Raw genomic sequence first — 18976 nt, 5'->3', positions numbered from 1 at the left:
GACGGGGTTAGAACCTACAAAGACCGAAAGCTGATTTTGTAGTAACTGAAATGCATAAATCAGGCGCACTGCGGGCCTGCGGGCGGCTTGCAGAAAGCGCATGAAAAATATGAGCAAAACGCAATGAAACGGGCTTTGCGCATGCAGGGAACGCATGCTCTTATCTCTTGATCGTTATTTATGTGAATTTTTAATTCCATAAAAGAATAATCAAGGAACGCTTTGGGAGATGGGCCGATGAGTGGAGTTCTCGGGGGCAATGCTTGGCGTCTTGCCGGGTTGGCGCGCGGCCCCATCGCGGGGCAAGCCCGCTCCCACGCCTTGCCCTGGCTGGTGCCGTTGCTGGTGCTGACGCTTTGGGTGGTGGCCAGCCGCGAGCACTGGATGAGCGAGCAGATTCTGCCGGCACCGGCGCTGGTGTGGCAGAGCGCGCTGGAATTTGGCGCGGGCGAGATCTGGGGGCACCTGTGGATAAGCCTGCAGCGGCTGCTCTGGGGCCTGTTGGCGGGCATTGCCAGCGGCCTGCTGCTGGGGACCTGGCTAGGTGGCTCACGGCGGGCGCAAACCCTGGTGCTGCCCAGCTTCGTGGCCCTGGCGCAAATCCCTACCTTGGCCTGGATTCCGCTGTTCATGCTGTTCTTCGGCATCGGCGAGTTGCTCAAGCTGGTGGTGCTGGTCAAAGCCGTGGTGGTGCCGGTAACCCTGCACACCTTGGTGGGCGTACGCGATGCCCAGCCCAAGCTGCGCGAAGCCGCCGCCACCCTGCGCCTGCCACCGCACCTGTTGTTCTGGCGCCTGCTGCTGCCGGCCGCCCTGCCCGCCTTCCTGGCCGGTACACGCCTGGCTCTGGCTGCCGGTTGGACCTCGTTGCTGGCGGTCGAGCTGCTGGCCTCCAGCGAAGGCATCGGTTACCTGATGGTGTGGGGCCGCCAGCTGTTCATGCTCGACCTGGTGTTGCTGTGCATCGTGCTGATCGGCCTGGTGGGCGCACTGATGGACCGGGGTTTCAGCCGCCTGGAACGCAAGCTGCTGTACTGGCCGCAGCCACCCACCGGCGAACAGCGCCGCGGCGAAATTCCACGGGGCTGGCAGAGCCTGCTGCTGCCAGCGGCGCTGCTGGTGCTGTGGCAGGCGGCCAACCGCTTTGGCTGGGTCGATGCCAACATCCTCAGCTCACCCTTGGACGTGCTGCGCAGCCTGTATGCCGGTGTGCAGGATGGCTCACTGCCCGATGCCATGCGCCTGAGCCTGCAACGCACCCTGGCCGGCCTGCTGCTGGGCGGCGGCGCAGGCTTTGCCGTTGGCTTGCTGCTGGGCTTGTCGCACAGTGCCGAACGCGTGTTCGGCCCGAGCCTGTCGGCGCTGCGCCAGGTGGCGCTGTTCGCCTGGGTGCCGCTGCTGACCGCCTGGTTTGGCCTGGGTGAAGGGGCCAAGCTGGTGTTCGTCGCCCTGGCGGCGTTCTTCCCGCTGCTGATCGCCACCCAGCGCGGCATCGCCAGCCTTTCGCCACAACTGGGCGAGGCCGCCCTGGCGCTGCGCCTGAACCTGTTGCAACGCCTGCGCCTGCTGGTGCTGCCGGGGGCGGCACCGGCGATTTTCGCCGGGCTGCGCCTTTCGCTGATCTATGCCTGGCTCGGCACCATTGGCGCCGAATACTTCATGCCCTCGGACGGCGGCATCGCCAGCCTGATGATCGGCGCCCAACAGTTGTTCCGCATGGACCAGGTGATGGCCGCGATGGTCTTGATCGGCCTGGTCGGCGCCCTGCTCGGCCACCTTGGCCAACGCCTCGAATCACGCGCCACGCGCTGGAGATCCGCATGAACGCCTTCATTACACCGGCCCTGCACGCGGCCAACCAACCCGACGCCACCCCGCCGCTGGTCAGCTTCGAAGGGGTCGGCAAGACCTTCAGCGTCGACGGCCAGGCGTTCGAGGCCATCCGCAATTTCGACCTGTCGATCAACGAGGGCGAGCTCATCGCCATCGTCGGCTCTTCGGGCTGCGGCAAGTCCACCCTGCTGCGCCTGCTGGTGGGGCTGGACAACGACTACAGCGGTCACATACGCGTCGATGGCCAGGTGGTCAGTGGCATCGGCGGCGAGCGCGGCATCGTGTTCCAGGAACACCGCCTGTTCCCGTGGCTGACGGTCGAGCAGAACATCGGCCTGGGGCTGGCCAACGACAAGCTCACCCAAGGTGAGCGCGCCCGGCGGGTGCACGAGTTCGTGCAACTGGTGGGTTTGGTGGGCTTCGAGTCGGCCTACCCGCACCAGCTGTCTGGCGGCATGGCCCAGCGCGTGGCGATTGCCCGGGGGCTGGTGTCCAGCCCGCGCATCCTGCTGCTGGACGAGCCGTTCGGTGCACTGGATGCGCTGACCCGCCAGCAATTGCAGGACGAGTTGCTGGCCATTCGCGAACGCTCGGGGGTGACCATTTTGCTGGTGACCCATGACGCCGAAGAGGCCACCTACCTGGCCGACCGGGTGGTGGTGCTGGAGCCGCGGCCGGGGCGGATCAAGGCGGTAGTGGAAGTTGACTTGCCGCACCCGCGCCAGCGTACCGGGGTGGCGCTGCATGGGTTCAGGGAAAGGGTGCTGCACCAGATTACCGGGGATGGCGGGTACCTGCGACCGGTGACGCAGCGGGTGGAGGGGTTGCGGCCGGAGTTGATTGCGCTTTAGCGGGTGGGTTGCCTGAACCGGCCCTATCGCCGGCAAGCCGGCTCCTACAGGTACAGCGCCGTATTGAAGGTCATGCGGTCTATGTGGGAAGCGGCCTTGTGTCGCGATGGGCTGCGTAGCGGCCCCAGGATTGTAACCTCATACAAAATCGCCGGGGCTGCTACGCAGCCCATCGCGACACAAGGCCGCTTCCCACAGGGATCGCGCCAATCTCGAGAATTTGAGCTCACATAGCGTCAGCTAGCCCAATTCGCGCAGGTACTCCCAGGGGTAGATCCCCCGCTCATGCCCATCGCTGAACACCAGCTGCAAGCCATACCCCTGGGCCTCGATACGCTCCACCCGTACATCCTCGCGCACCAGGCTGATCGCACCTTTGAGCCTTGCGGCGCGGCACTGTGAACAGGGGCAGGCACCGCGCAGCCGGGCGTGGCTGATCACCTGCCACGCCCCGCCCCACTGCACCTGCAGCTCCCCGGCCTCGCGGCGGTTGCGCAGCGCGCTGGGCGCTTGCATCACACCGCTCCCTGCAACTGCGCCAAGGCAATGCGCACGGCTTTGCGCACCTCGGGGTCGCTGTCGGCCTCGGCCGCCTGCAAGGCTGGCAAGGCGCGGGCCTGGCCCAGTTCACCCAGGGCCAGGGCGGCTTCCTTGCGCAGGTTGGCGATGCCATGCCCAAGCAGCTCGGCCAGGCCGTCCAGGGCAGCGGCGTGGCGCAGCCGGCCCAGCGCCCGGGCGGCGCGCAGGCGTACCTGCCAATAGCTGTCGGACAGGGCTGCTATCAAAGCGTGACCGGCCTCGCCATGGCCCACCTTGCCCAGCGTGGTGGCGGCCTCCTCGCGTACCTGCCAGGCCGGGTCGGCCAAGGCGTCGATCAAGGCCGGCAGCACGCTGGTATTGCGGGCCAGGCCCAAGGCGCCGATCGCGGCGCGGCGCACCTCGGTGTCCGGCTCGCCGGCGGCCAGCTCGGCCAGGGCGGGCAAGGCTGGCTCATGCTTGAGCCAGCCGAGAATACCCACCGCCTCGCGGCGCACCCCGGCATCCGGGTCAACCAAGGCCCGCAAGGCCGGCCCGGCGGCATCTTCCAGGCGCAGCTCACGCAGTGCCCGCAGGGCGCTGGCCCGCACGAAGGCGTCGGCATGCACAACCCAGGGCAGAATCAGTTGGCCGGCTTCCTGGGTCTTGAGCTCGCTCAGGCTCTGCGCGGCCGCCAGGCGCACCGGCTCGGCCGGGTCGGCCAAAGCGGCGCACAAGCCCTGCACCACTTCGGGCTCTTCCCAGGCTTCAAGCAGGCGCGCGGCCTCGGCGCGCACTTCGGCACTGGCATCGACCAGCAGTGCATCGGTCAGCCACGCCAGGCCATCCGGGTCTTCCAGGTCGGCCAGCGCAATCAGGGCAATACGCCGCACACCGGCGTCGCTGTCACCCAGCCGCGGCAGCAGCTCGAGAATGTCGGGGTTGTCGGTGCTTCGTTCGGTCATAGCGCAATCCGCAGCGGAGGATGGTCGGCGTCGGGCAGGCCCAACGGTGTCAGGCGCGGCAGTTCGCGGCCTTCTTCATGGCGCAGCAGCGCCAGGCAATGGCGTTTCAGGTGGGTGAATTCGGGGCTGGTCAGCAGGCTTGCGCGGCGCGGGCGGGCAAAGTCCAGGCGCAGGTCTTCAATGAAGCGCCCGGGGCGCGGGCTCATAACCAGGATGCGGTCGGCCAGGAACAGCGCTTCATCGATGTCATGGGTGACGAACACCACGGTGGTGCGGATGCGCGCCCAGATATCCAGCAGCAGCTCCTGCATGCGCGAGCGGGTCTGGGCATCCAGTGCACCAAAGGGCTCGTCCATCAGCAGCAGGCGCGGGTGGTTGATCAGCACCCGGGCGATCTCGGCGCGTTGCTGCATGCCACCGGACAACTGGCTGGGCCAGCGCTCGGCAAAGTCGCCCAGGCCCACCAGTTGCAGCATCTCGGCGGCCTTGCGCTGACGCTCGGCCTTGCCCAGCCCCTGCATCTTCAAGCCAAAGGCGACGTTGTCGAGCACGCTGCGCCAAGGCAGCAAGGTGTGGTGCTGGAACACCATGCCGCGCTCGGGTGAAGGGCCGGGTATCGGCAGGCCATCCACCCGCAGTTGCCCGCTGGCTGGCGTAAGGTGCCCGGCCAGGGCGCCGAGCAGGGTCGACTTGCCACAGCCGGACGGCCCGAGAATGCACACGAACTCGCCCGGGGCGATGCTGAAGTCCAGCGCCTGCACCGCCTCGAAGGCCTCGCGGCCCTGGCCCAGGCGAATCGACAAGCCCTGGGCCTCGATGCGCCCGGGCAGCTGTTGATAACGGTTCATCAGCCGCGCCTCCCCGCCCGGTACCAAGGCGTGGCCAGGGCACCCAGGCGCTTGACCAGGGCGCTGCTGCCCATGCCCAGCACGCCGATCAGCAGCATGCCGACGATGATGTCGGGGTAGTTCTGCAAGGTGTAGGACTCCCAGGTGTAGTAACCAATGCCGAACTGCCCGGAAATCATCTCGGCGGTAACCAGGCAGAACCACGAGGTGCCCATGCCGATGGCAAGCCCGGTAACGATGCTGGGCAAGGCGCCGGGCAGCACCACCTCGCGCAGGATCGCCCCGCGCCCGGCGCCAAGGCTGCGCGCCGAGGCCACCAGACGCGGGTCAACCGCCTCCACGCCGTGCACCGTGTTGAGCAGGATCGGAAACAACGCCCCGGTGAAGGTGATGAACACCATCGACAACTCCGAGGACGGGAACATCAGAATCGCCAGCGGAATCCACGCCACTGCCGGGATCGGCCGCAGCACTTCCAGCGGCGGCATCAGGGTGTCCTCAAGCCAGCGCCAGCGGCCGATCAGCAGGCCCAGCGACACCCCCAGCAGCGCCGCTGCAGCGTAACCGGCAAACACCCGCGCCAGGCTGCTGCCCAGGTGAGCCAGCAATGCGTTGGACGCCAGCAATTGCCAGGCGGCGTCGAGCACCGCGCCCGGGGTGGGCACGTAGGTGAAGGTGAACAGCAGCAGGTTGAGCTTGTGGCTGGCCGCCAGTTGCCAGAACAACAGGCAGGCCAGCAACGACGCCAGGCGCAACGGCCAGCGTTTGAGGTCGTGGGTCACGGTGGCGGGCTCCGGTCAGCGCTGGGCGAGCAGCTTCTGGTTGGCGTGGACGAAGTCCAGCGCCTCGCCGCCGTTGGCCTTGGCGTACTGCTCGGCCTGGCCCTTGAGCAGGAACGCCGCCAGCTCACCCTTGCCGTTGCGCACGAACCAGGCCTGGTTGGCCAGCAGCTTGATGCCGCTGTCGGCGGCCTGGGCGTAGATGGCGCGGATATCCTTGCCCTCCTGCTCCAGCTGGGCCAGGGCGGCAAGCGCCGCTTCCGGGGAGGCGTAGTGGCGCACCTTGTCCTCACCGCGTACCCAGATCTGCGCCAGGCGGCTGAAGTCGGTGATCGGCTTGCCGGTGGTGGCGTCATTGGCCTTGAGCGGCAGCGGGTCGTAGTTCTTCAATGCCTTGTCGTAGTCCTGCCCGGCTTGCTTGAAGGCGGCGCGGATGTACTGGTCGTCGATGAACCCGGCGGTGTCCAGGCCGCGGTCGGTCTTCTTCAGCAGCTTGAGGGTGTCGATGGAGGTGGCCACGGCCTGGCGGTATTCGGGCTTCCAGGTCAGGTCGCGGGTCTGCAGGCCGAGGGGGCCGTGGAACAGGTAGTTCACCTCGGCCTCGATGCCGGTGACCTTCTCGATAAGCTCGCTGTACTTCTCGGGCTCGGCGGCGATCAGGCGGTCGGCCTCAAGGCTTGCACGCAGGTAGGCGGTGACCACCTCGGGGTATTTTTTCGCGTAATCGGCATCCACCAGCGCGCCATGGAAGGTCGGCGCGTTGGCCTGGGCGCCGTCGTAGATCTTGCGGGCGAAGCCGCGGTTGGGGAACAGCTCGGCGAACGGCACAAAGTCGGCGTGGGCCTCGATGCGGTTGCTGCGCAGGGCGGAACCGGCGATTTCCGGTGCCTGGGCGATGATGCGCACATCTTTTTGCGGGTCCCAGCCTTGCGCCGCCACGGCGCGCAGCAGCATGCCGTGGGCGGTGGAGGCAAACGGCACGGAAATGGTCTTGCCCTTGAGCTCGGCCAGCGACTGCACGCTGGAGGCGGCCGGCACCACGATGCCATTGCCGCTGCCATGCACGCTGCCGGACAGCACGCTGATGAACAGGCTGCGCTTGCCGGCGTCCAGGTGGGCAACGCCGTTGAACGAGCCGGGGAAGTCGGCCATGGCGCCGAAGTCGAGCTTGCCGGCGACCATCTCGTTGGTCAGCGGCGCGCCGCTGGTGAAGTTTTTCCACTCCACCTGGTACTGGGCGTCCTTGTACTTGCCGTCATGGGGCAGGTACTTGTCGAGCAGGCCCAGCTCGCGGATCAACAGGCCGCCGGTGGCGCAGTTGATGGTGGTGTCCTGGGTGCCGATGGCGATGCGGATGGTTTCGGCGCTGGCGTTCAGGCCAGTGATTGCCAGCGCAAGGCCGGCCACGGTTGCTACAAGGCGCATGGGTGTTCCCCTCGAATCGTTTATAGGTATCAGAGTCGTCTCCGCCGCCCGGCATGGGTGGTGGGAAACGAGGGGCAGTGCGGGAGGGCGTCCGGTGGTTCGGCCGGATGGCGGGTGTTTCAGCGCAGCAGGTACGGGATATCGACCTTGACCGCGCCGGTGGGGCAGTCCTTTTCGCAGGGCATGCAGTACCAGCATTCGTCGAAGGCCATGTAGGCCTTCTGCGTGGCCGGGTTGATGGCCAGCAGGTCCATGGGGCATACCTCGACGCAGACGGTGCAGCCTTTTTCGGCGATGCACTTGTCTTCGTCGATGGTCACCGGGGCGCTGCTGCGAAAGAAGATTTCCTGGGGCTGGTAGGCCATTTCACGGGGTCCTTGGGGCCTTCTTGGGCGCCCTTTATCTGGAAGCTTGCACAAGTCACTGTGGGAGCGGGTTCGGTGTTGCCTATGCCGCGTTGGCTTTTACCCGCAGCCGGTCATAGGCGGTCTGTTCTTCGGCATCCAGGGCTATCAGGTACGGCTCGACGGCTTTCTTGAAGCTGGTCATCTCACCGTCCTCGCCCTTCTTCAGGTGGCAATGCACGAACCACTCGCCATCGTTGCGCTCGGGGAAATCGACCCGGTGGTGGTACAGCCCCCAGCGGCTCTCCTCGCGGAACAACGACGCGCGTGCGGCCATTTCGGCGCAATCGCGGATCACCGCCACTTCCATCGCCCGCATCAGCTCATGGGGGTTGCTGGCCTTCATCTGCTCAAGGTCGCGCTCGATCTCGGCAAAACGCGCCAGGCCGATTTCCATTTTCTTGGTCACCTTGGGCGGCTGCAGGTAGTCGTTGACCATGCGCCGCAGCTTGTACTCCACCTGCGCAGGCGGCAGGCCGTGCTCGCGGCGCAGCGGCGCGAACACCCGGGCCTGCTCGCGCTCGACCTGCTGCGCATCGACCTCGGCGAACTCACGCCCGGCCACGTACTGCGCCGCGTTGGCGCCGGCGAACCAGCCGTAGGTGAAGGCCCCGAGCATGTAGTTGTGCGGCACCGCGGCCATGTCGCCAGCGGCGTACAGGCCCTTGACGCTGGTCTCGGCCTTTTCGTTGACCCACACCCCCGAGGCCGAATGCCCGGAGCAGAAGCCGATTTCGGAGATGTGCATCTCGACCATGTGCTGGCGATAGTCGGTACCGCGCCCGGCGTGGAACTGGCCGCGGCTCGGGCGTTCGTTGCTGTGCAGGATCTCCTCGATGTTCTGGATGGTCTCCTCGGCCAGGTGGTCGAGCTTGAGAAACACCGGGCCGTTGCCGCCCTCGAGCTCCTGGTGGAACTCCCACATCATCTGCCCGCTCCAGTAGTCGCACTCGATGAAGCGCTCGCCCTTGCTGTTGGCGGTGTAGCCACCCAAGGGGCCGGTAACGTAGGCGCAGGCCGGGCCGTTGTAGTCCTTGATCAGCGGGTTGATCTGGAAGCACTCAAGGTTCGCCAGCTCCGCCCCGGCGTGGTAGGCCATGGCGTAGCCGTCGCCGGCGTTGGTCGGGTTCTCGTAGGTGCCCATCAGGTAGCCCGACGACGGCAGGCCCAGGCGCCCGGCAGCGCCGCAGGCGAGGATCACCGCCTTGGCGCGGATCACCCGGAACTCGCCGGAGCGGCAGTCAAAGCCCAGTACCCCGGCTGCGGCGCCTTCGCCATCGAGCAGCACGCGGGTGCAAACCATGCGGTTGCTGATCTCGACCCGGGCGCGCTTGAGCTGGCGGTACAGCACCTTCTTGATGTCGTGGCCCTCGGGCATCGGCAGCACGTAGGCACCCATGTGGTGGACCTTCTTCACCGCGTAGTCGCCGGTTTCGTCCTTCTCGAACTTCACCCCCCAGCGGTCGAGCTGCTCGATGGTCTCGAAGCTTTTTGTCGCATAGGCGTACACCGCGGCCTGGTTGACGATGCCGTCGTTGGCCACGGTGATTTCCTTGGTGTACTGCTCGGGGGTGGCGTGGCCGGGGATGATGGCGTTGTTCAGGCCATCCATGCCCATGCTGATGGCGCCGCTGCGCTTGACGTTGGCCTTGTCCAGCAACAGCACGCGCAGGTTCTTGTTGTGCTCCTTGGCCTTGATCGCGGCCATGGGGCCGGCGGTGCCGCCGCCGATCACCACGATGTCGTAGTCCTGGGTCTGGATGCTCATGCCTTGGCCCCTTTCTGGCGGTCGATGCGCAGGCGGTACTGGAAGGCATCGCCGCGGTAGTAGAGGTGTTCGAAGTCCAGCGGGGTGCCGTCGGCGGTGTGGGTAAGGCGCTCGATGCGCATGATCGGCGAGCCTTCTTCCACCTCCAGCGCCTGGGTCAGGTCGCTGTCGGCGAGCACCGCGTCGATGGCAAGGTCGGCATGGCCCAGGGCGATGCCGCAGTCGTTTTCCAGCAGCAGGAAGATGTCGCGGGTGACCAGGTCGGCCTTCTCGAGTTTTTCGCCAACCGCGTGGGGCAGCCAGGTGATCTCCAGCGACACCGGCTCGCGGTTGATCAGGCGCACCCGGCGGATCTCGGTGACCAGGCTGCCCTCCTCCACCTGCAGGCGCGCCGCCACCAGGGTGTTGGCCGGCACATGGCGCAGGCTGCGCAGGCGGTTGATCACCTCGTAGCCCATCTGCGTCATCGACTCGGCCAGGCCCTGCAGGGTGCTGACGTTCTGGAACGCCTTGGGCTTGGCAACGAAGGTGCCTTTGCCGTGGATCTTGAAGATCAGCCCTTCCTTTTGCAGGTCGCCCAACGCCTGGCGCACGGTGATGCGGCTGACGTCGAAAGATTTGCCCAGCTCGTTTTCCGAGGGCATGCGGCTGTGCGGGGCGTAGGTGCCGTCAAGGATGCGCTCGCGCAGCAGGTCCTTGAGCTGGGTGTAGAGCGGTACCGGGGACAGGGGGAGCAGTTCGGCCATGGTCATCTTCGCTGTTGGCTGACTTGTTATAACAAGTTGTGACCAGAAGATAACGGGCATAAGCCTGGCCCGTGAAATACCGATATCGCATATGGTTAGACGTCCCCTTGTAGGAGCCGGCTTGCCGGCGATAGCAGTCGACCGCCCAGGCACAGATTTGAAGGCCAATCGCCGGCAAGCCGGCTCCTACAAGACCGGGAAAAACGCCCGTGGATCAAGCCGATAGACGCCACCGGCACAGATGGGTATCATGCGGCCCGTTGCACTCGTAGCTCAGCTGGATAGAGTACTGCCCTCCGAAGGCAGGGGTCGTGGGTTCGAATCCCGCCGAGTGCGCCAAGATTCAGCGTTATCAAGCCCCGTCAGGTTATGCCTGACGGGGCTTTTTCATTGCTGCACGCCAATCGACAATGTTTCAGACCGATTGACAGCGAGCCCTGCGCAATGGATAAACTGTCCTCAGTCCTAGGACAAAGGACGCTCCATGAACGAGGCAGCCATGAAGAGTCAAGATCTACTGTTGCTGATCAAATTGATCTGCCTTGAACAGCAAGAGCGCCTTCAACAAAAGCTCAACCACGAGACTGCTGCGCTGATCAATCAAAACGATGTCAGCGCATCGGTTCAGTGGCAAGGCTGGGAGGATGACACGGAACAAGACCCTCCCGTCCATCGTGACAGTTACTCCGTGCGAGCCCTGCAAGCATCACTTGGCATCAGCAAGACCGAGATTGCCGCTGCACTGAAGCGCTGCCAGCAGATCGGCCTCCTGCGTACAGACCCGAATTCCCTGCTGCCAAGAGTCAACAGCAAAGCGTTGCTGGGATTCATCGAACATGGCCTGCGCTATGTCTTCCCGGTCAAGCCAGCAGAAATCGTTCGGGGCATCCCCACTGGCTTCAGCGCCCCGGTACTTCAGGACAAGCTCATGAGCGGTGGCGATTTGATCCAGGTCTGGCCGGATGCATACGGCAACCGCAAGGGCCAATCCATTACCCCCTTGTTCAGGACAGTTCCTGGAGCGGTCAAGAAAGATCCGCGCCTGTACGAGTACCTGGCCCTTGTGGACGCTATCCGTCTGGGCAATGCCCGCGAAGCCAATCTGGCCAACGAGCTTCTACGCAGCAAGGTGTTACAAGCATGAGCCGCGCACGAAACATAGAAATGCTTGAGGTGGTTGCACAGGCTCTCGGGCGCGGCTTGTGCGAAGAGGTGGCCTTCGTCGGCGGCTGTACCACCGCTTTGCTACTGACCGACGAGCTTAGCCAGGAGGAAGTCCGCTATACGGACGATGTGGACCTGGTCGTGCACCTGACCGGCTACGCCCAGTGGCAGAACATGGTCGAGCGCTTGCGCCAGCTAGGCTTCATCCAGTCGCCGCAGGACGAGGTGATTTGCCGCATGCGCCTTGGAGAGCTAAGGGTCGACTTCATGCCGGCAGATGCTGAGACCGCCAACCTGCTGGGTTGCAACAACCGTTGGTTCGAAGAAGGTCTGGCCAACGCACAATGGCATGAATTACCGAGCGGCTGTCGAATTCGGCTGTTCACACCACCCTACTTCCTCGGCAGCAAATTAGAAGCCTACGCGGGCCGGGGCGCACAGAACCCCCTGAGCAGCCAGGACCTCGAAGATATTCTCAACGTGGTTAACGGACGCGAAGAACTGACGCAAGAAGTCAAGGGCACAGCCCCTGAACTGCGTGCTTATCTGGCAGAATCAGTCGCCGCACTGCTGACCAGCAACGACTTCGGTTATCTGGTGCAGAGCACTGCACAAGACGATAACGATCGCGAGCAGATCATATGGCAACGCTTGCGCTGCATTGCCCAGGTCACAGATTGAATGAACCTGAGCGTGCACTGGCTCTCCCAAGCCGGCTCGATCACAACCGACAACCGGGACATTTTTGCCTATGTCGAGCATGCACATGCCAGCCTCTACCTGATTGCCGATGGCAGTAGCCGCCACCCACTGAGCGGCGAGCTTGCCAATGCCCTGCTTGGCAAGCTCCTGCAGGTATTCAGCGAGCTACAGGCGTTCGAGGCAAACCCTGAAAAACTGGCACACGCGATGGCACGAAGTATCACCCGCTACCGTGAATCGCTGCACCACGTCTATCCTCGCGCAGCCTGCAGCTATCTGCTGCTATGCGTACTTGCAAATACAGCCTTCAGTATTCACGAAGGCGACTGCTGCCTTGGATGTGTCGAAAGTGACGGCCAGATCCGTTGGCTGAGTACTGTTCATTGCGCTGCCAACTGGCAGGGCAATCTCAGCCATGCAGAAATCGCCAAGTTGCCATCACGCCACACACTCAGTCGTTGCTTCAGCGTCAGGCGTCAAAGCAACCCCGAGATCACTCATTGGAGCTTTAGCTCAACTCAGCACTGGTTGCTGGCGAGTGACGGCTTCTGGGCTGGCCTCGACCCTTCGCAACAACAGACATTCTTACGCGATGGCCACCTCTCCACCTTTGCCATCGATGACGACATCAGTTGCCTGAGGCTCAGCGAGGTTACGACCTGCCCTGCGATATGATTTGCGAGCGCCCTCAATCACATTGACTCGAAACCGCCGCTGAGAGCCTGGCTATTTTTTGGCGCCACTGTTTCGCCATCCGTGAAATGTTTGGTAACCTCTGCGCCCGCTGCCACGATGGGCAGCACTTTTATCGAACAGGGAAGCGTTCGACGAACGCCCAAAAGGACTTGCGATGGCAATGGTCTATTGCCGCGGCTGCGCCAGGCAGCTGCACGAAACCGCCCACACCTGCCCGCAATGCGGTGCACCGCAATTTGCCGCCCCCGCCACCCCGGCCGGCGCTGGCTCCTCATGGAAAGCGATCACTTCCCTGATTCTCGGCATTCTCTGCGTGCTGACGCTGTTCGATGACTCCGAATGGGACAACGACACCCTGACCGGCCTTGGCCTGTTCGCGGGTGTCGGCCTGCTGCTCGGCATCCTCAGCATCCACCAGAAAAATTCCGGCAATGGCATGGCCATCGCCGGCGTGATCATGGCAGTCATTTCGCTGCTGTGCCTTATCGGCCTCTCAGCCAGCTAATCCAAACGTGAGGGAAAACAAATGAGCATGGTGTTCTGCCGCGGCTGCGCCAAACAGATCCACGAATCGGCCGTGAGCTGCCCGGGTTGCGGTGCCACCCAGAATGGCGGCGCAAGCGGGGTATCGACTGGCGCAGCGGGCGTCTCGACCATCACCTTCGGCAATGTGTTCTTCGAAGTCATGAAAAAGTACGCCACCTTCCAGGGCCGTGCGCGTCGCAAGGAATACTGGCTGTTCGCCTTGGTGATCAACCTGATCGCGTTCCTGATCGGTTTCGTCGAGGGCCTTCTGGGCCTTGCGCCGATCGTCAGCCTGCTGTTCAGCCTGGCCATCATGATTCCAGCCATCGCCGTTGCCGTACGCCGCCTGCATGACACCGACCACAGCGGCTGGTGGATCCTGGTGCCGATCGTCAACATCGTGTTCATGTTCTTCGACAGCACCCCGGGCAACAATCGTTTCGGCCCGAACCCCAAGGGTCGGTAAACAGCCCAGTAAAAGGCGGCCTGCGGGCTAATGCCTGTCAGTCAGCGTTACAAATAGGGCTGCTGTGCAGCCCTTCGCGGGCAAGCCCGCTCCCACAGGAATGCGCAAAGTCTCGAGCTGGCGCTGTACCTGTGGGAGCGGGCTTGCCCGCGAAGGGCCGCACAGCGGCCCCAATTGCGCTAACTGGCTGGCGTTAGCCTGCGGGCCGCCTTTTTGATGCCCGGCAAAAAAGGCCCGGCCATGACGTTTTTCAATCGCCTCGATGCCGTTTCCTGCATTGCCGTGCAGAGCGCGGTGCCGGATGCTTTATTTACTCCGGTACATCGCGTTTTCCACCCACCGAGGCCTGTATGAAGAACGTCGAACAAATTCTCAAAGCCAAGTCGCAGCACCAAACCGTGTACACCATCGGCCCCGACGATTCGGTGCTCGATGCCCTGAAGCTGCTGGCGGAGAAGAACGTCGGCGCGCTGCCGGTGGTGGAGAACAATCAGGTGGTGGGGATCGTCAGCGAACGGGACTATGCGCGCAAGCTGGTGCTCCAGGGGCGCTCCTCGGCCGCCACCCCCGTACGCGCCATCATGAGCGCACCGGTGGTCACCGTGGAGCCCAAGCAGAACCTTGAGTACTGCATGAACCTGATGACCAACCGCCACCTGCGCCACCTGCCGGTGGTGAACAACGGCGAGCTGCTGGGGTTGCTGTCGATCGGCGACCTGGTGAAAGAGACCATCGCCGAACAGGCCAGCCTGATCGCCCAGCTGGAGCAGTACATCCGCGGCGAATGACGCCGGCTAGTGGTAGCCGCGCTCCAGCTCGTCCAACTGGTGGTCAAAGCTGCGCAACCGCGCCGACCAGGTGTACACCAGCACTTCCAGGTCGCGGTTGAGCACGGCGGTGTTGCCGCCGTCGCGCGCCGGGGCATCGCACAGGTCAAGCTGGTAGCGCTCGCGGGCCATGGCCGTGGCCACGCTGGACAGGTCACGGGCGTTGGCCAGCCAGTGGTGGTGGTGGTCGTGGGTTTCGCGGTCGAGTTCACGGCACTGGCGTTTCAGCGCATCCAGGCTCTGCTCCAGCGGCGTGCCCTTGAGCTCGCCCATGACTTCTTCGAAAGTGCGCCCGGAGTGCCAGTAGCTGCCCCAGAAGTAGCGGTCGAACACGGTCTCGACCCGGCGCAGCGCCACCTTGGTGTTCCAGATGGTCAAAAGCGTTCGCCCCTGGGCCACTTCGCGGCGGTTCAGGTGCAGGTACTCCCAGGCGATCCACGCCAGCCCGCACAACGCCACCGCGGCAGTGACCGCGGCAGCGGCGTACAGAAACTGCACGGCCTGGTTCATCTGCTGGGTGTGCCGGATACCGTAGAAGTAACCGGTGGTCAGGGTGCCCAGGATCGTCACGGTGCACCAGAAACCTGGTGCGTAGGGATCTTTCATCGCGCCATCCCCTTATTGTTTTCCTGAGCATAGCAACGGCCCGATCACCCATCAGGTGCCGCTCGGCGCTTTATTTTCGGGGGCGACGCAGCGCCTCGTTGAGCTGGTCGAAAGGCACCGCCCAGTCGGCATCCTCGATGATGCTGTCCTTGAGAAAGGCGCGCTGCGAGTCGCTCCAGAACGGCGCATCCACCAGCTTGATCTCGTTCTTCAGCGGTGAGTGGCTGGCGATGAACTGGTCGATGCTGACCGCATCGTCCGGCAGGCCCAGTTGCTTGAACAGTTCGGCGAAGGGATGAATCGGCGCTTCCATGGTTCCTCCTGAATGCCGGGCAGGCCGTCCACGACGCCGGGCCGGCGTTGGTTGCGTATATCAGCGGTGATCGTGGTCACCTGCCTCGATGTAGACCGCGCCCTGGCGAACAAGACTCCAGCCGGGCCCTCTGAAGTTTAGTTGGGGTGCGCAGAAAGCATCGCGGGGCAAGCCCGCTCCCACGGCCTGCGATAACACAGCGTGGGAGCGGGCTTGCCCCGCGATGGGCTTTTAACCTTGAATCAGAGCGGCGCGCGGCGCAGGGTGGCGAGGAAGGTCGCCGCACCGATGAACAGCCCGGCAAAGGTACGGTTCAGGCGCTTCTGCTGCTTGGGTGTGCGCAGCAGGCGCAGCACCTTGGACGCAAGCCCGGTGTAACCGGCCATCACCAGCATGTCGACGCTGATCATGGTTACGGTGATCGCCACGTACTGCGCCAGCAGCGGCTGGTGCGGGTTGATGAACTGCGGCAGCACCGCGAGCATGAACACCAACGCCTTGGGGTTGCTGACGTTGACCAGGAAGCCTCGGAACACCAGGCTCAGCGGCTTGCCGATCGGCCGCACGGCGGACTCCTCGCTCATGTCCATGGGCAGCGCGCGCCACTGGCGATAGGCGAGGTACACGAGGTAGGCAACGCCGAACCACTTGATGACCTGGAAGGCGGTAGCGGAGGCTGCGAGGATGGCGCCGACGCCGGCGGCGATGATGGCGATCTGCACGATCAGGCCCAGCTGCAGGCCCAGGGCGTTCCAGTAGCCACGCCAGAAACCGTATTGCAAACCGCTGGACATCGAGGCAATGGCCCCTGCGCCCGGCGACAGGCTGATCACCCAGCACGCGGCAAAAAAGGCCAACCAGGTTTCCATCGACATCACACACCTCGCTCGAGCAAATGTTGCAAAACGTTAAGCTAAGGTTTTGGCGAAAAAATAACCAGCGGTTTTTTGGGCGGCGCAAAACGATCGCGGGGCAAGCCCGCTCCCACATCACCGTGGGAGCGGGCTTGCCCCGCGATTACAACTGCCGCAGCGGTCAGTCGTGCGCCACCGGCTCCTGCAACGCAACACTGGCCTCGGCCCCACGCCAACGCCGCACCGCCTTCTGGAAGAACTGGCTGTTCGGCACCTGCACCAGCGCCCCACCGGCCTCGGGCGTTTCCATCAGCGTGGTGTACAGCAGGTTGATGGCGATCACCCGGCCCTTCACCCCCGGCTTGTCGAGGGTGTCGACCAGCTCCACCACATCGCCGATGCGAAACGGCCCGACGGTGAAGATAAGCACCGCGCACAACAGGTTGGAAAGCACGCTCCAGATGGCGAAGAACGCTACCGCCGCCACGGCGACGAAGCCCGACAGCGCGGTCCACAGCACCGTGGCCGACACCCCGAGGCGCTCTAGCACGAACAGCAGTGCACTGCCCATGATCAACCAGCGCAAGGCACCGCGCACCGGCACCAGCAATTCGTGGGGCAGCGGGTAGCGCTCGCCCAGGCTTTTCAGGCCGCGGCCGACCATGCGCTGCAGCACGAAGGCGATCATCAGGATGAGTACGATCTGCAAGCCCAGCCAGAAGGTGTCCATCCATTGCCCCGGCAGCAGCGAGCGCAACTCTTCCATCAGGACAGCGCCTCGAGTTCGGCCTGCATGCTTTCGAGGGTTTCCAGGGCCTCCATCCAGGCCTCTTCCAGCTCGCCTTCGCGCTGCTTGAGCTTGGTCTGGCGGGCCAGCAGGTCGCGCAGCTCGTCCTTGCGCACCGCCTCGTAGACACCGCTGTCACCCAGCGCGGCCTCGACCTCGGCCAGTTCCTTGTGCAACTGGTTCAGCTCGGCTTCAAGCTTGTCGGCAGCCTTCTTGTGCGGGGCCAGTTGCTGGCGCAGCGCGGCGGCAGCCTGGCGCTGGGCCTTCTTGTCGGTCTTGTCCGGGTTGACCGGCGCGCTGCTGGCCGGGGCGCTGCGCTGGCGGTACTCGACCAGCCAACGGCTGTAGTCGTCGAGGTCGCCATCGAAAACGTCGACCTTGCCGTCGGCCACCAGCAGGAACTCGTCGGTGGTGCTCTTGAGCAGGTGACGGTCGTGGGACACCACCACCACGGCACCGGCGAACTCCTGCAGCGCCATTGTCAGGGCCAGGCGCATCTCGAGGTCGAGGTGGTTGGTCGGTTCGTCCAGCAGCAGCAGGTTCGGCCGCTCCCAGGCAATCAGTGCCAGGGCCAGGCGGGCCTTTTCGCCGCCGGAGAAGTTCACCACCGGCTCGTCGACACGCTCACCGTGGAAGTCGAAGCCACCGAGGAAGTCGCGCAGCGTCTGCTCGCGCTCGGCGGGGGCGATGCGTTGCAGGTGCAAAAGCGGGCTGGCCTTGTCATCCAGCGAGTCGAGCTGGTGCTGGGCAAAGTAGCCCACGGCCAGGTTCTCGCCACGCACCAAGCGGCCGGACAGCGGCTGCAGCTCGCCGGCGAGGTTCTTGATCAGGGTCGACTTGCCGGCGCCGTTGGGGCCGAGCAGGCCGATGCGCGCACCGGGCACCAGCTGCAGCTTGACCTTGTCGAGGATGGCCTTGTCGCCGTAGCCCAGGCAGCCTTCGGACAGGCTCAGCAGCGGGCTGGAGATTTTCTGCGATTCGCGGAAGACGAAGTCGAACGGCGAATCCACGTGCGCCGCCGACAGCTCCTCCATGCGCTCCAGGGCCTTGATCCGGCTCTGCGCCTGGCGTGCCTTGGTGGCCTGGGCCTTGAAGCGGGCGATGTACTTTTCCATGTGGGCGCGCTGCGCCTGCTGCTTCTCGTAGGCCTGCTGCTGCTGCGCCAGGCGCTCGGCACGGGTGCGCTCGAAGGCCGTGTAGCCGCCCTTGTAGAGGTTCAGCTTGCGTTGCTCGACATGCAGCACATGGTCGACCACCGCGTCGAGGAAGTCGCGGTCGTGGGAGATCAGCAGCAGCGTGCCCGGGTAGCCCTTGAGCCAGTCTTCCAGCCACAGGATGGCGTCGAGGTCCAGGTGGTTGGTGGGCTCGTCGAGCAGCAGCAGGTCGGACGGGCACATCAAGGCCTGGGCCAGGTTCAGGCGCATCCGCCAGCCACCGGAGAAGTCGCCGACGCGGCGGTCCATCTGCTCGTTGCTGAAGCCAAGGCCAGCCAGCAGCTTGCGCGCGCGGGCATCGGCGGTGTAGCCGTCGGCGCTGTCCAGCTCGCTGTGCAGGCGCGCCAGGGCGGTGCCGTCGTGGGCCTGCTCGGCAGCGGCAAGCTCGGCCTGCACCTTGCGCAGGCGCGCGTCGCCATCGAGCACATAGTCCACGGCGATGCGCTCGAGGGTGTCGACCTCCTGGCGCATATGGGCGATGCGCCAGTCACCGGGCAGCAGGCAGTCGCCGCCATCGGGCGACAACTCGCCGCGCAGCAGCGCGAACAGGCTGGATTTGCCGGCGCCGTTGGCGCCGATCAGGCCGGCCTTGTGACCGGTGTGCAGGGTCATCTCGGCGCCTTCTAGCAGGCGCTGCGGACCACGCTGTAAAGTGAGGTTGGATAGTCTGATCATGATGGTCGCGGA

Annotated in this window: 21 protein-coding genes and 1 tRNA gene; 9 read left to right on the top strand and 13 right to left on the bottom strand. The window is 64.5% G+C overall.

The window, feature by feature from the left end; translation table 11 throughout:
• The first annotated feature begins 237 nt into the window (after nt 1–237).
• Together KSS93_RS03100 and KSS93_RS03095 are read left to right on the top strand one after the other, a co-directional pair.
• A complete protein-coding gene (locus KSS93_RS03100) occupies nt 238–1824 on the top strand; it encodes an ABC transporter permease (RefSeq protein WP_217887096.1) in 1587 nt (528 codons plus the stop codon).
• Nucleotides 1821–2684 carry an ABC transporter ATP-binding protein gene (locus tag KSS93_RS03095; RefSeq protein WP_217887095.1) on the top strand — a complete coding sequence of 288 codons (864 nt, stop codon included), beginning with the start codon at nt 1821–1823 and terminating at the stop codon, nt 2682–2684. The genes KSS93_RS03100 and KSS93_RS03095 overlap by 4 nt, the downstream gene beginning before the upstream one ends.
• A gap of 240 nt (nt 2685–2924) precedes the next feature.
• On the opposite strand, the gene KSS93_RS03090 is transcribed toward KSS93_RS03095, so the two are convergent.
• The 8 genes from KSS93_RS03090 to KSS93_RS03055 all read right to left on the bottom strand — a co-directional run bounded on the left by KSS93_RS03090 (nt 2925) and on the right by KSS93_RS03055 (nt 10135).
• Entirely contained in the window at nt 2925–3200 is a 276-nt protein-coding gene (locus tag KSS93_RS03090) for a DUF971 domain-containing protein (RefSeq protein ID WP_217887094.1), read from the bottom strand.
• A complete protein-coding gene (locus KSS93_RS03085) occupies nt 3200–4165 on the bottom strand; it encodes a HEAT repeat domain-containing protein (protein ID WP_217887093.1) in 966 nt (321 codons plus the stop codon). The genes KSS93_RS03090 and KSS93_RS03085 overlap by 1 nt, the downstream gene beginning before the upstream one ends.
• Nucleotides 4162–5013: an ABC transporter ATP-binding protein gene (locus KSS93_RS03080; RefSeq protein WP_217887092.1), complete on the bottom strand. Its 852-nt coding sequence runs from the start codon at nt 5011–5013 to the stop codon at nt 4162–4164. The genes KSS93_RS03085 and KSS93_RS03080 overlap by 4 nt, the downstream gene beginning before the upstream one ends.
• Complete coding sequence (locus tag KSS93_RS03075; RefSeq protein ID WP_217887091.1) at nt 5013–5795, bottom strand: ABC transporter permease; 783 nt, start codon at nt 5793–5795, stop codon at nt 5013–5015. The genes KSS93_RS03080 and KSS93_RS03075 overlap by 1 nt, the downstream gene beginning before the upstream one ends.
• Nucleotides 5796–5810: 15 nt before the next feature.
• Complete coding sequence (locus KSS93_RS03070) at nt 5811–7217, bottom strand: ABC transporter substrate-binding protein (protein WP_217887090.1); 1407 nt, start codon at nt 7215–7217, stop codon at nt 5811–5813.
• Nucleotides 7218–7336: 119 nt separating this feature from the next.
• On the bottom strand, nt 7337–7582 hold the full coding sequence (locus tag KSS93_RS03065; RefSeq protein WP_008096634.1) for a 4Fe-4S dicluster domain-containing protein: 246 nt from the start codon (nt 7580–7582) through the stop codon (nt 7337–7339).
• 82 nt (nt 7583–7664) lie between these two features.
• Nucleotides 7665–9389, bottom strand: a complete 1725-nt coding sequence (locus KSS93_RS03060; RefSeq protein WP_217887089.1) for a fumarate reductase/succinate dehydrogenase flavoprotein subunit — start codon at nt 9387–9389, stop codon at nt 7665–7667.
• Nucleotides 9386–10135 (bottom strand): GntR family transcriptional regulator, encoded by a 750-nt coding sequence (locus tag KSS93_RS03055; RefSeq protein ID WP_217887088.1) that lies wholly within the window; start codon nt 10133–10135, stop codon nt 9386–9388. Before KSS93_RS03055 ends, KSS93_RS03060 begins: the two co-directional genes overlap by 4 nt.
• Before the next feature lie 262 nt (nt 10136–10397).
• Between KSS93_RS03055 and KSS93_RS03050 the strand changes: the two genes are divergently transcribed.
• The 7 genes from KSS93_RS03050 (at nt 10398) to KSS93_RS03015 (ending at nt 14476) form a co-directional block, all read left to right on the top strand.
• A tRNA-Arg gene (locus tag KSS93_RS03050) sits at nt 10398–10474 on the top strand.
• A gap of 160 nt (nt 10475–10634) precedes the next feature.
• Nucleotides 10635–11279, top strand: coding sequence for a hypothetical protein (locus KSS93_RS03045; RefSeq protein ID WP_217888671.1), 645 nt, complete (start codon nt 10635–10637; stop codon nt 11277–11279).
• Nucleotides 11276–11980: a hypothetical protein gene (locus tag KSS93_RS26440; RefSeq protein WP_225917289.1), complete on the top strand. Its 705-nt coding sequence runs from the start codon at nt 11276–11278 to the stop codon at nt 11978–11980. The genes KSS93_RS03045 and KSS93_RS26440 overlap by 4 nt, the downstream gene beginning before the upstream one ends.
• Entirely contained in the window at nt 11981–12676 is a 696-nt protein-coding gene (locus KSS93_RS03030; protein ID WP_217887086.1) for a protein phosphatase 2C domain-containing protein, read from the top strand. It begins immediately after the preceding gene.
• A gap of 175 nt (nt 12677–12851) precedes the next feature.
• Nucleotides 12852–13202, top strand: a complete 351-nt coding sequence (locus tag KSS93_RS03025) for a DUF4190 domain-containing protein (RefSeq protein WP_217887085.1) — start codon at nt 12852–12854, stop codon at nt 13200–13202.
• Between the two features lie 21 nt (nt 13203–13223).
• Nucleotides 13224–13688 (top strand): DUF805 domain-containing protein, encoded by a 465-nt coding sequence (locus KSS93_RS03020; protein ID WP_437182102.1) that lies wholly within the window; start codon nt 13224–13226, stop codon nt 13686–13688.
• 350 nt (nt 13689–14038) lie between these two features.
• Nucleotides 14039–14476, top strand: a complete 438-nt coding sequence (locus KSS93_RS03015) for a CBS domain-containing protein (RefSeq protein ID WP_217887084.1) — start codon at nt 14039–14041, stop codon at nt 14474–14476.
• Between the two features lie 6 nt (nt 14477–14482).
• Here KSS93_RS03015 and KSS93_RS03010 read toward each other — a convergent pair whose 3' ends face one another.
• The 5 genes from KSS93_RS03010 to KSS93_RS02990 all read right to left on the bottom strand — a co-directional run bounded on the left by KSS93_RS03010 (nt 14483) and on the right by KSS93_RS02990 (nt 18964).
• On the bottom strand, nt 14483–15121 hold the full coding sequence (locus tag KSS93_RS03010) for an NADH:ubiquinone oxidoreductase subunit N (RefSeq protein ID WP_217840885.1): 639 nt from the start codon (nt 15119–15121) through the stop codon (nt 14483–14485).
• Nucleotides 15122–15191: 70 nt separating this feature from the next.
• Nucleotides 15192–15434, bottom strand: a complete 243-nt coding sequence (locus tag KSS93_RS03005) for a DUF2789 domain-containing protein (protein WP_217840886.1) — start codon at nt 15432–15434, stop codon at nt 15192–15194.
• 242 nt (nt 15435–15676) lie between these two features.
• Nucleotides 15677–16309: a LysE family transporter gene (locus KSS93_RS03000; protein ID WP_217840887.1), complete on the bottom strand. Its 633-nt coding sequence runs from the start codon at nt 16307–16309 to the stop codon at nt 15677–15679.
• A 160-nt stretch (nt 16310–16469) separates the two neighbouring features.
• Nucleotides 16470–17054 (bottom strand): mechanosensitive ion channel family protein, encoded by a 585-nt coding sequence (locus tag KSS93_RS02995; RefSeq protein ID WP_217840888.1) that lies wholly within the window; start codon nt 17052–17054, stop codon nt 16470–16472.
• Nucleotides 17054–18964 carry an ATP-binding cassette domain-containing protein gene (locus KSS93_RS02990; RefSeq protein WP_217887083.1) on the bottom strand — a complete coding sequence of 637 codons (1911 nt, stop codon included), beginning with the start codon at nt 18962–18964 and terminating at the stop codon, nt 17054–17056. Before KSS93_RS02990 ends, KSS93_RS02995 begins: the two co-directional genes overlap by 1 nt.
• Nucleotides 18965–18976: the final 12 nt, after the last annotated feature.

The organism is Pseudomonas xanthosomatis, from assembly GCF_019139835.1.
GTDB classification, from domain to species: Bacteria; Pseudomonadota; Gammaproteobacteria; order Pseudomonadales; family Pseudomonadaceae; genus Aquipseudomonas; species Aquipseudomonas fakonensis.
This window is presented reverse-complemented; position numbering and strand designations above follow the sequence as displayed.

Coding starts and splice junctions, on each gene's coding strand:
- KSS93_RS03100 (WP_217887096.1), top strand. CDS start 238: ATGAGTGGAGTTCTCGGGGGCAATGCTTGGCGTCTTGCCGGGTTGGCG.
- KSS93_RS03095 (WP_217887095.1), top strand. CDS start 1,821: ATGAACGCCTTCATTACACCGGCCCTGCACGCGGCCAACCAACCCGAC.
- KSS93_RS03090 (WP_217887094.1), bottom strand. CDS start 3,200: ATGCAAGCGCCCAGCGCGCTGCGCAACCGCCGCGAGGCCGGGGAGCTG.
- KSS93_RS03085 (WP_217887093.1), bottom strand. CDS start 4,165: ATGACCGAACGAAGCACCGACAACCCCGACATTCTCGAGCTGCTGCCG.
- KSS93_RS03080 (WP_217887092.1), bottom strand. CDS start 5,013: ATGAACCGTTATCAACAGCTGCCCGGGCGCATCGAGGCCCAGGGCTTG.
- KSS93_RS03070 (WP_217887090.1), bottom strand. CDS start 7,217: ATGCGCCTTGTAGCAACCGTGGCCGGCCTTGCGCTGGCAATCACTGGC.
- KSS93_RS03065 (WP_008096634.1), bottom strand. CDS start 7,582: ATGGCCTACCAGCCCCAGGAAATCTTCTTTCGCAGCAGCGCCCCGGTG.
- KSS93_RS03060 (WP_217887089.1), bottom strand. CDS start 9,389: ATGAGCATCCAGACCCAGGACTACGACATCGTGGTGATCGGCGGCGGC.
- KSS93_RS03055 (WP_217887088.1), bottom strand. CDS start 10,135: ATGGCCGAACTGCTCCCCCTGTCCCCGGTACCGCTCTACACCCAGCTC.
- KSS93_RS03045 (WP_217888671.1), top strand. CDS start 10,635: ATGAAGAGTCAAGATCTACTGTTGCTGATCAAATTGATCTGCCTTGAA.
- KSS93_RS26440 (WP_225917289.1), top strand. CDS start 11,276: ATGAGCCGCGCACGAAACATAGAAATGCTTGAGGTGGTTGCACAGGCT.
- KSS93_RS03030 (WP_217887086.1), top strand. CDS start 11,981: ATGAACCTGAGCGTGCACTGGCTCTCCCAAGCCGGCTCGATCACAACC.
- KSS93_RS03025 (WP_217887085.1), top strand. CDS start 12,852: ATGGCAATGGTCTATTGCCGCGGCTGCGCCAGGCAGCTGCACGAAACC.
- KSS93_RS03020 (WP_437182102.1), top strand. CDS start 13,224: ATGAGCATGGTGTTCTGCCGCGGCTGCGCCAAACAGATCCACGAATCG.
- KSS93_RS03015 (WP_217887084.1), top strand. CDS start 14,039: ATGAAGAACGTCGAACAAATTCTCAAAGCCAAGTCGCAGCACCAAACC.
- KSS93_RS03010 (WP_217840885.1), bottom strand. CDS start 15,121: ATGAAAGATCCCTACGCACCAGGTTTCTGGTGCACCGTGACGATCCTG.
- KSS93_RS03005 (WP_217840886.1), bottom strand. CDS start 15,434: ATGGAAGCGCCGATTCATCCCTTCGCCGAACTGTTCAAGCAACTGGGC.
- KSS93_RS03000 (WP_217840887.1), bottom strand. CDS start 16,309: ATGTCGATGGAAACCTGGTTGGCCTTTTTTGCCGCGTGCTGGGTGATC.
- KSS93_RS02995 (WP_217840888.1), bottom strand. CDS start 17,054: ATGGAAGAGTTGCGCTCGCTGCTGCCGGGGCAATGGATGGACACCTTC.
- KSS93_RS02990 (WP_217887083.1), bottom strand. CDS start 18,964: ATGATCAGACTATCCAACCTCACTTTACAGCGTGGTCCGCAGCGCCTG.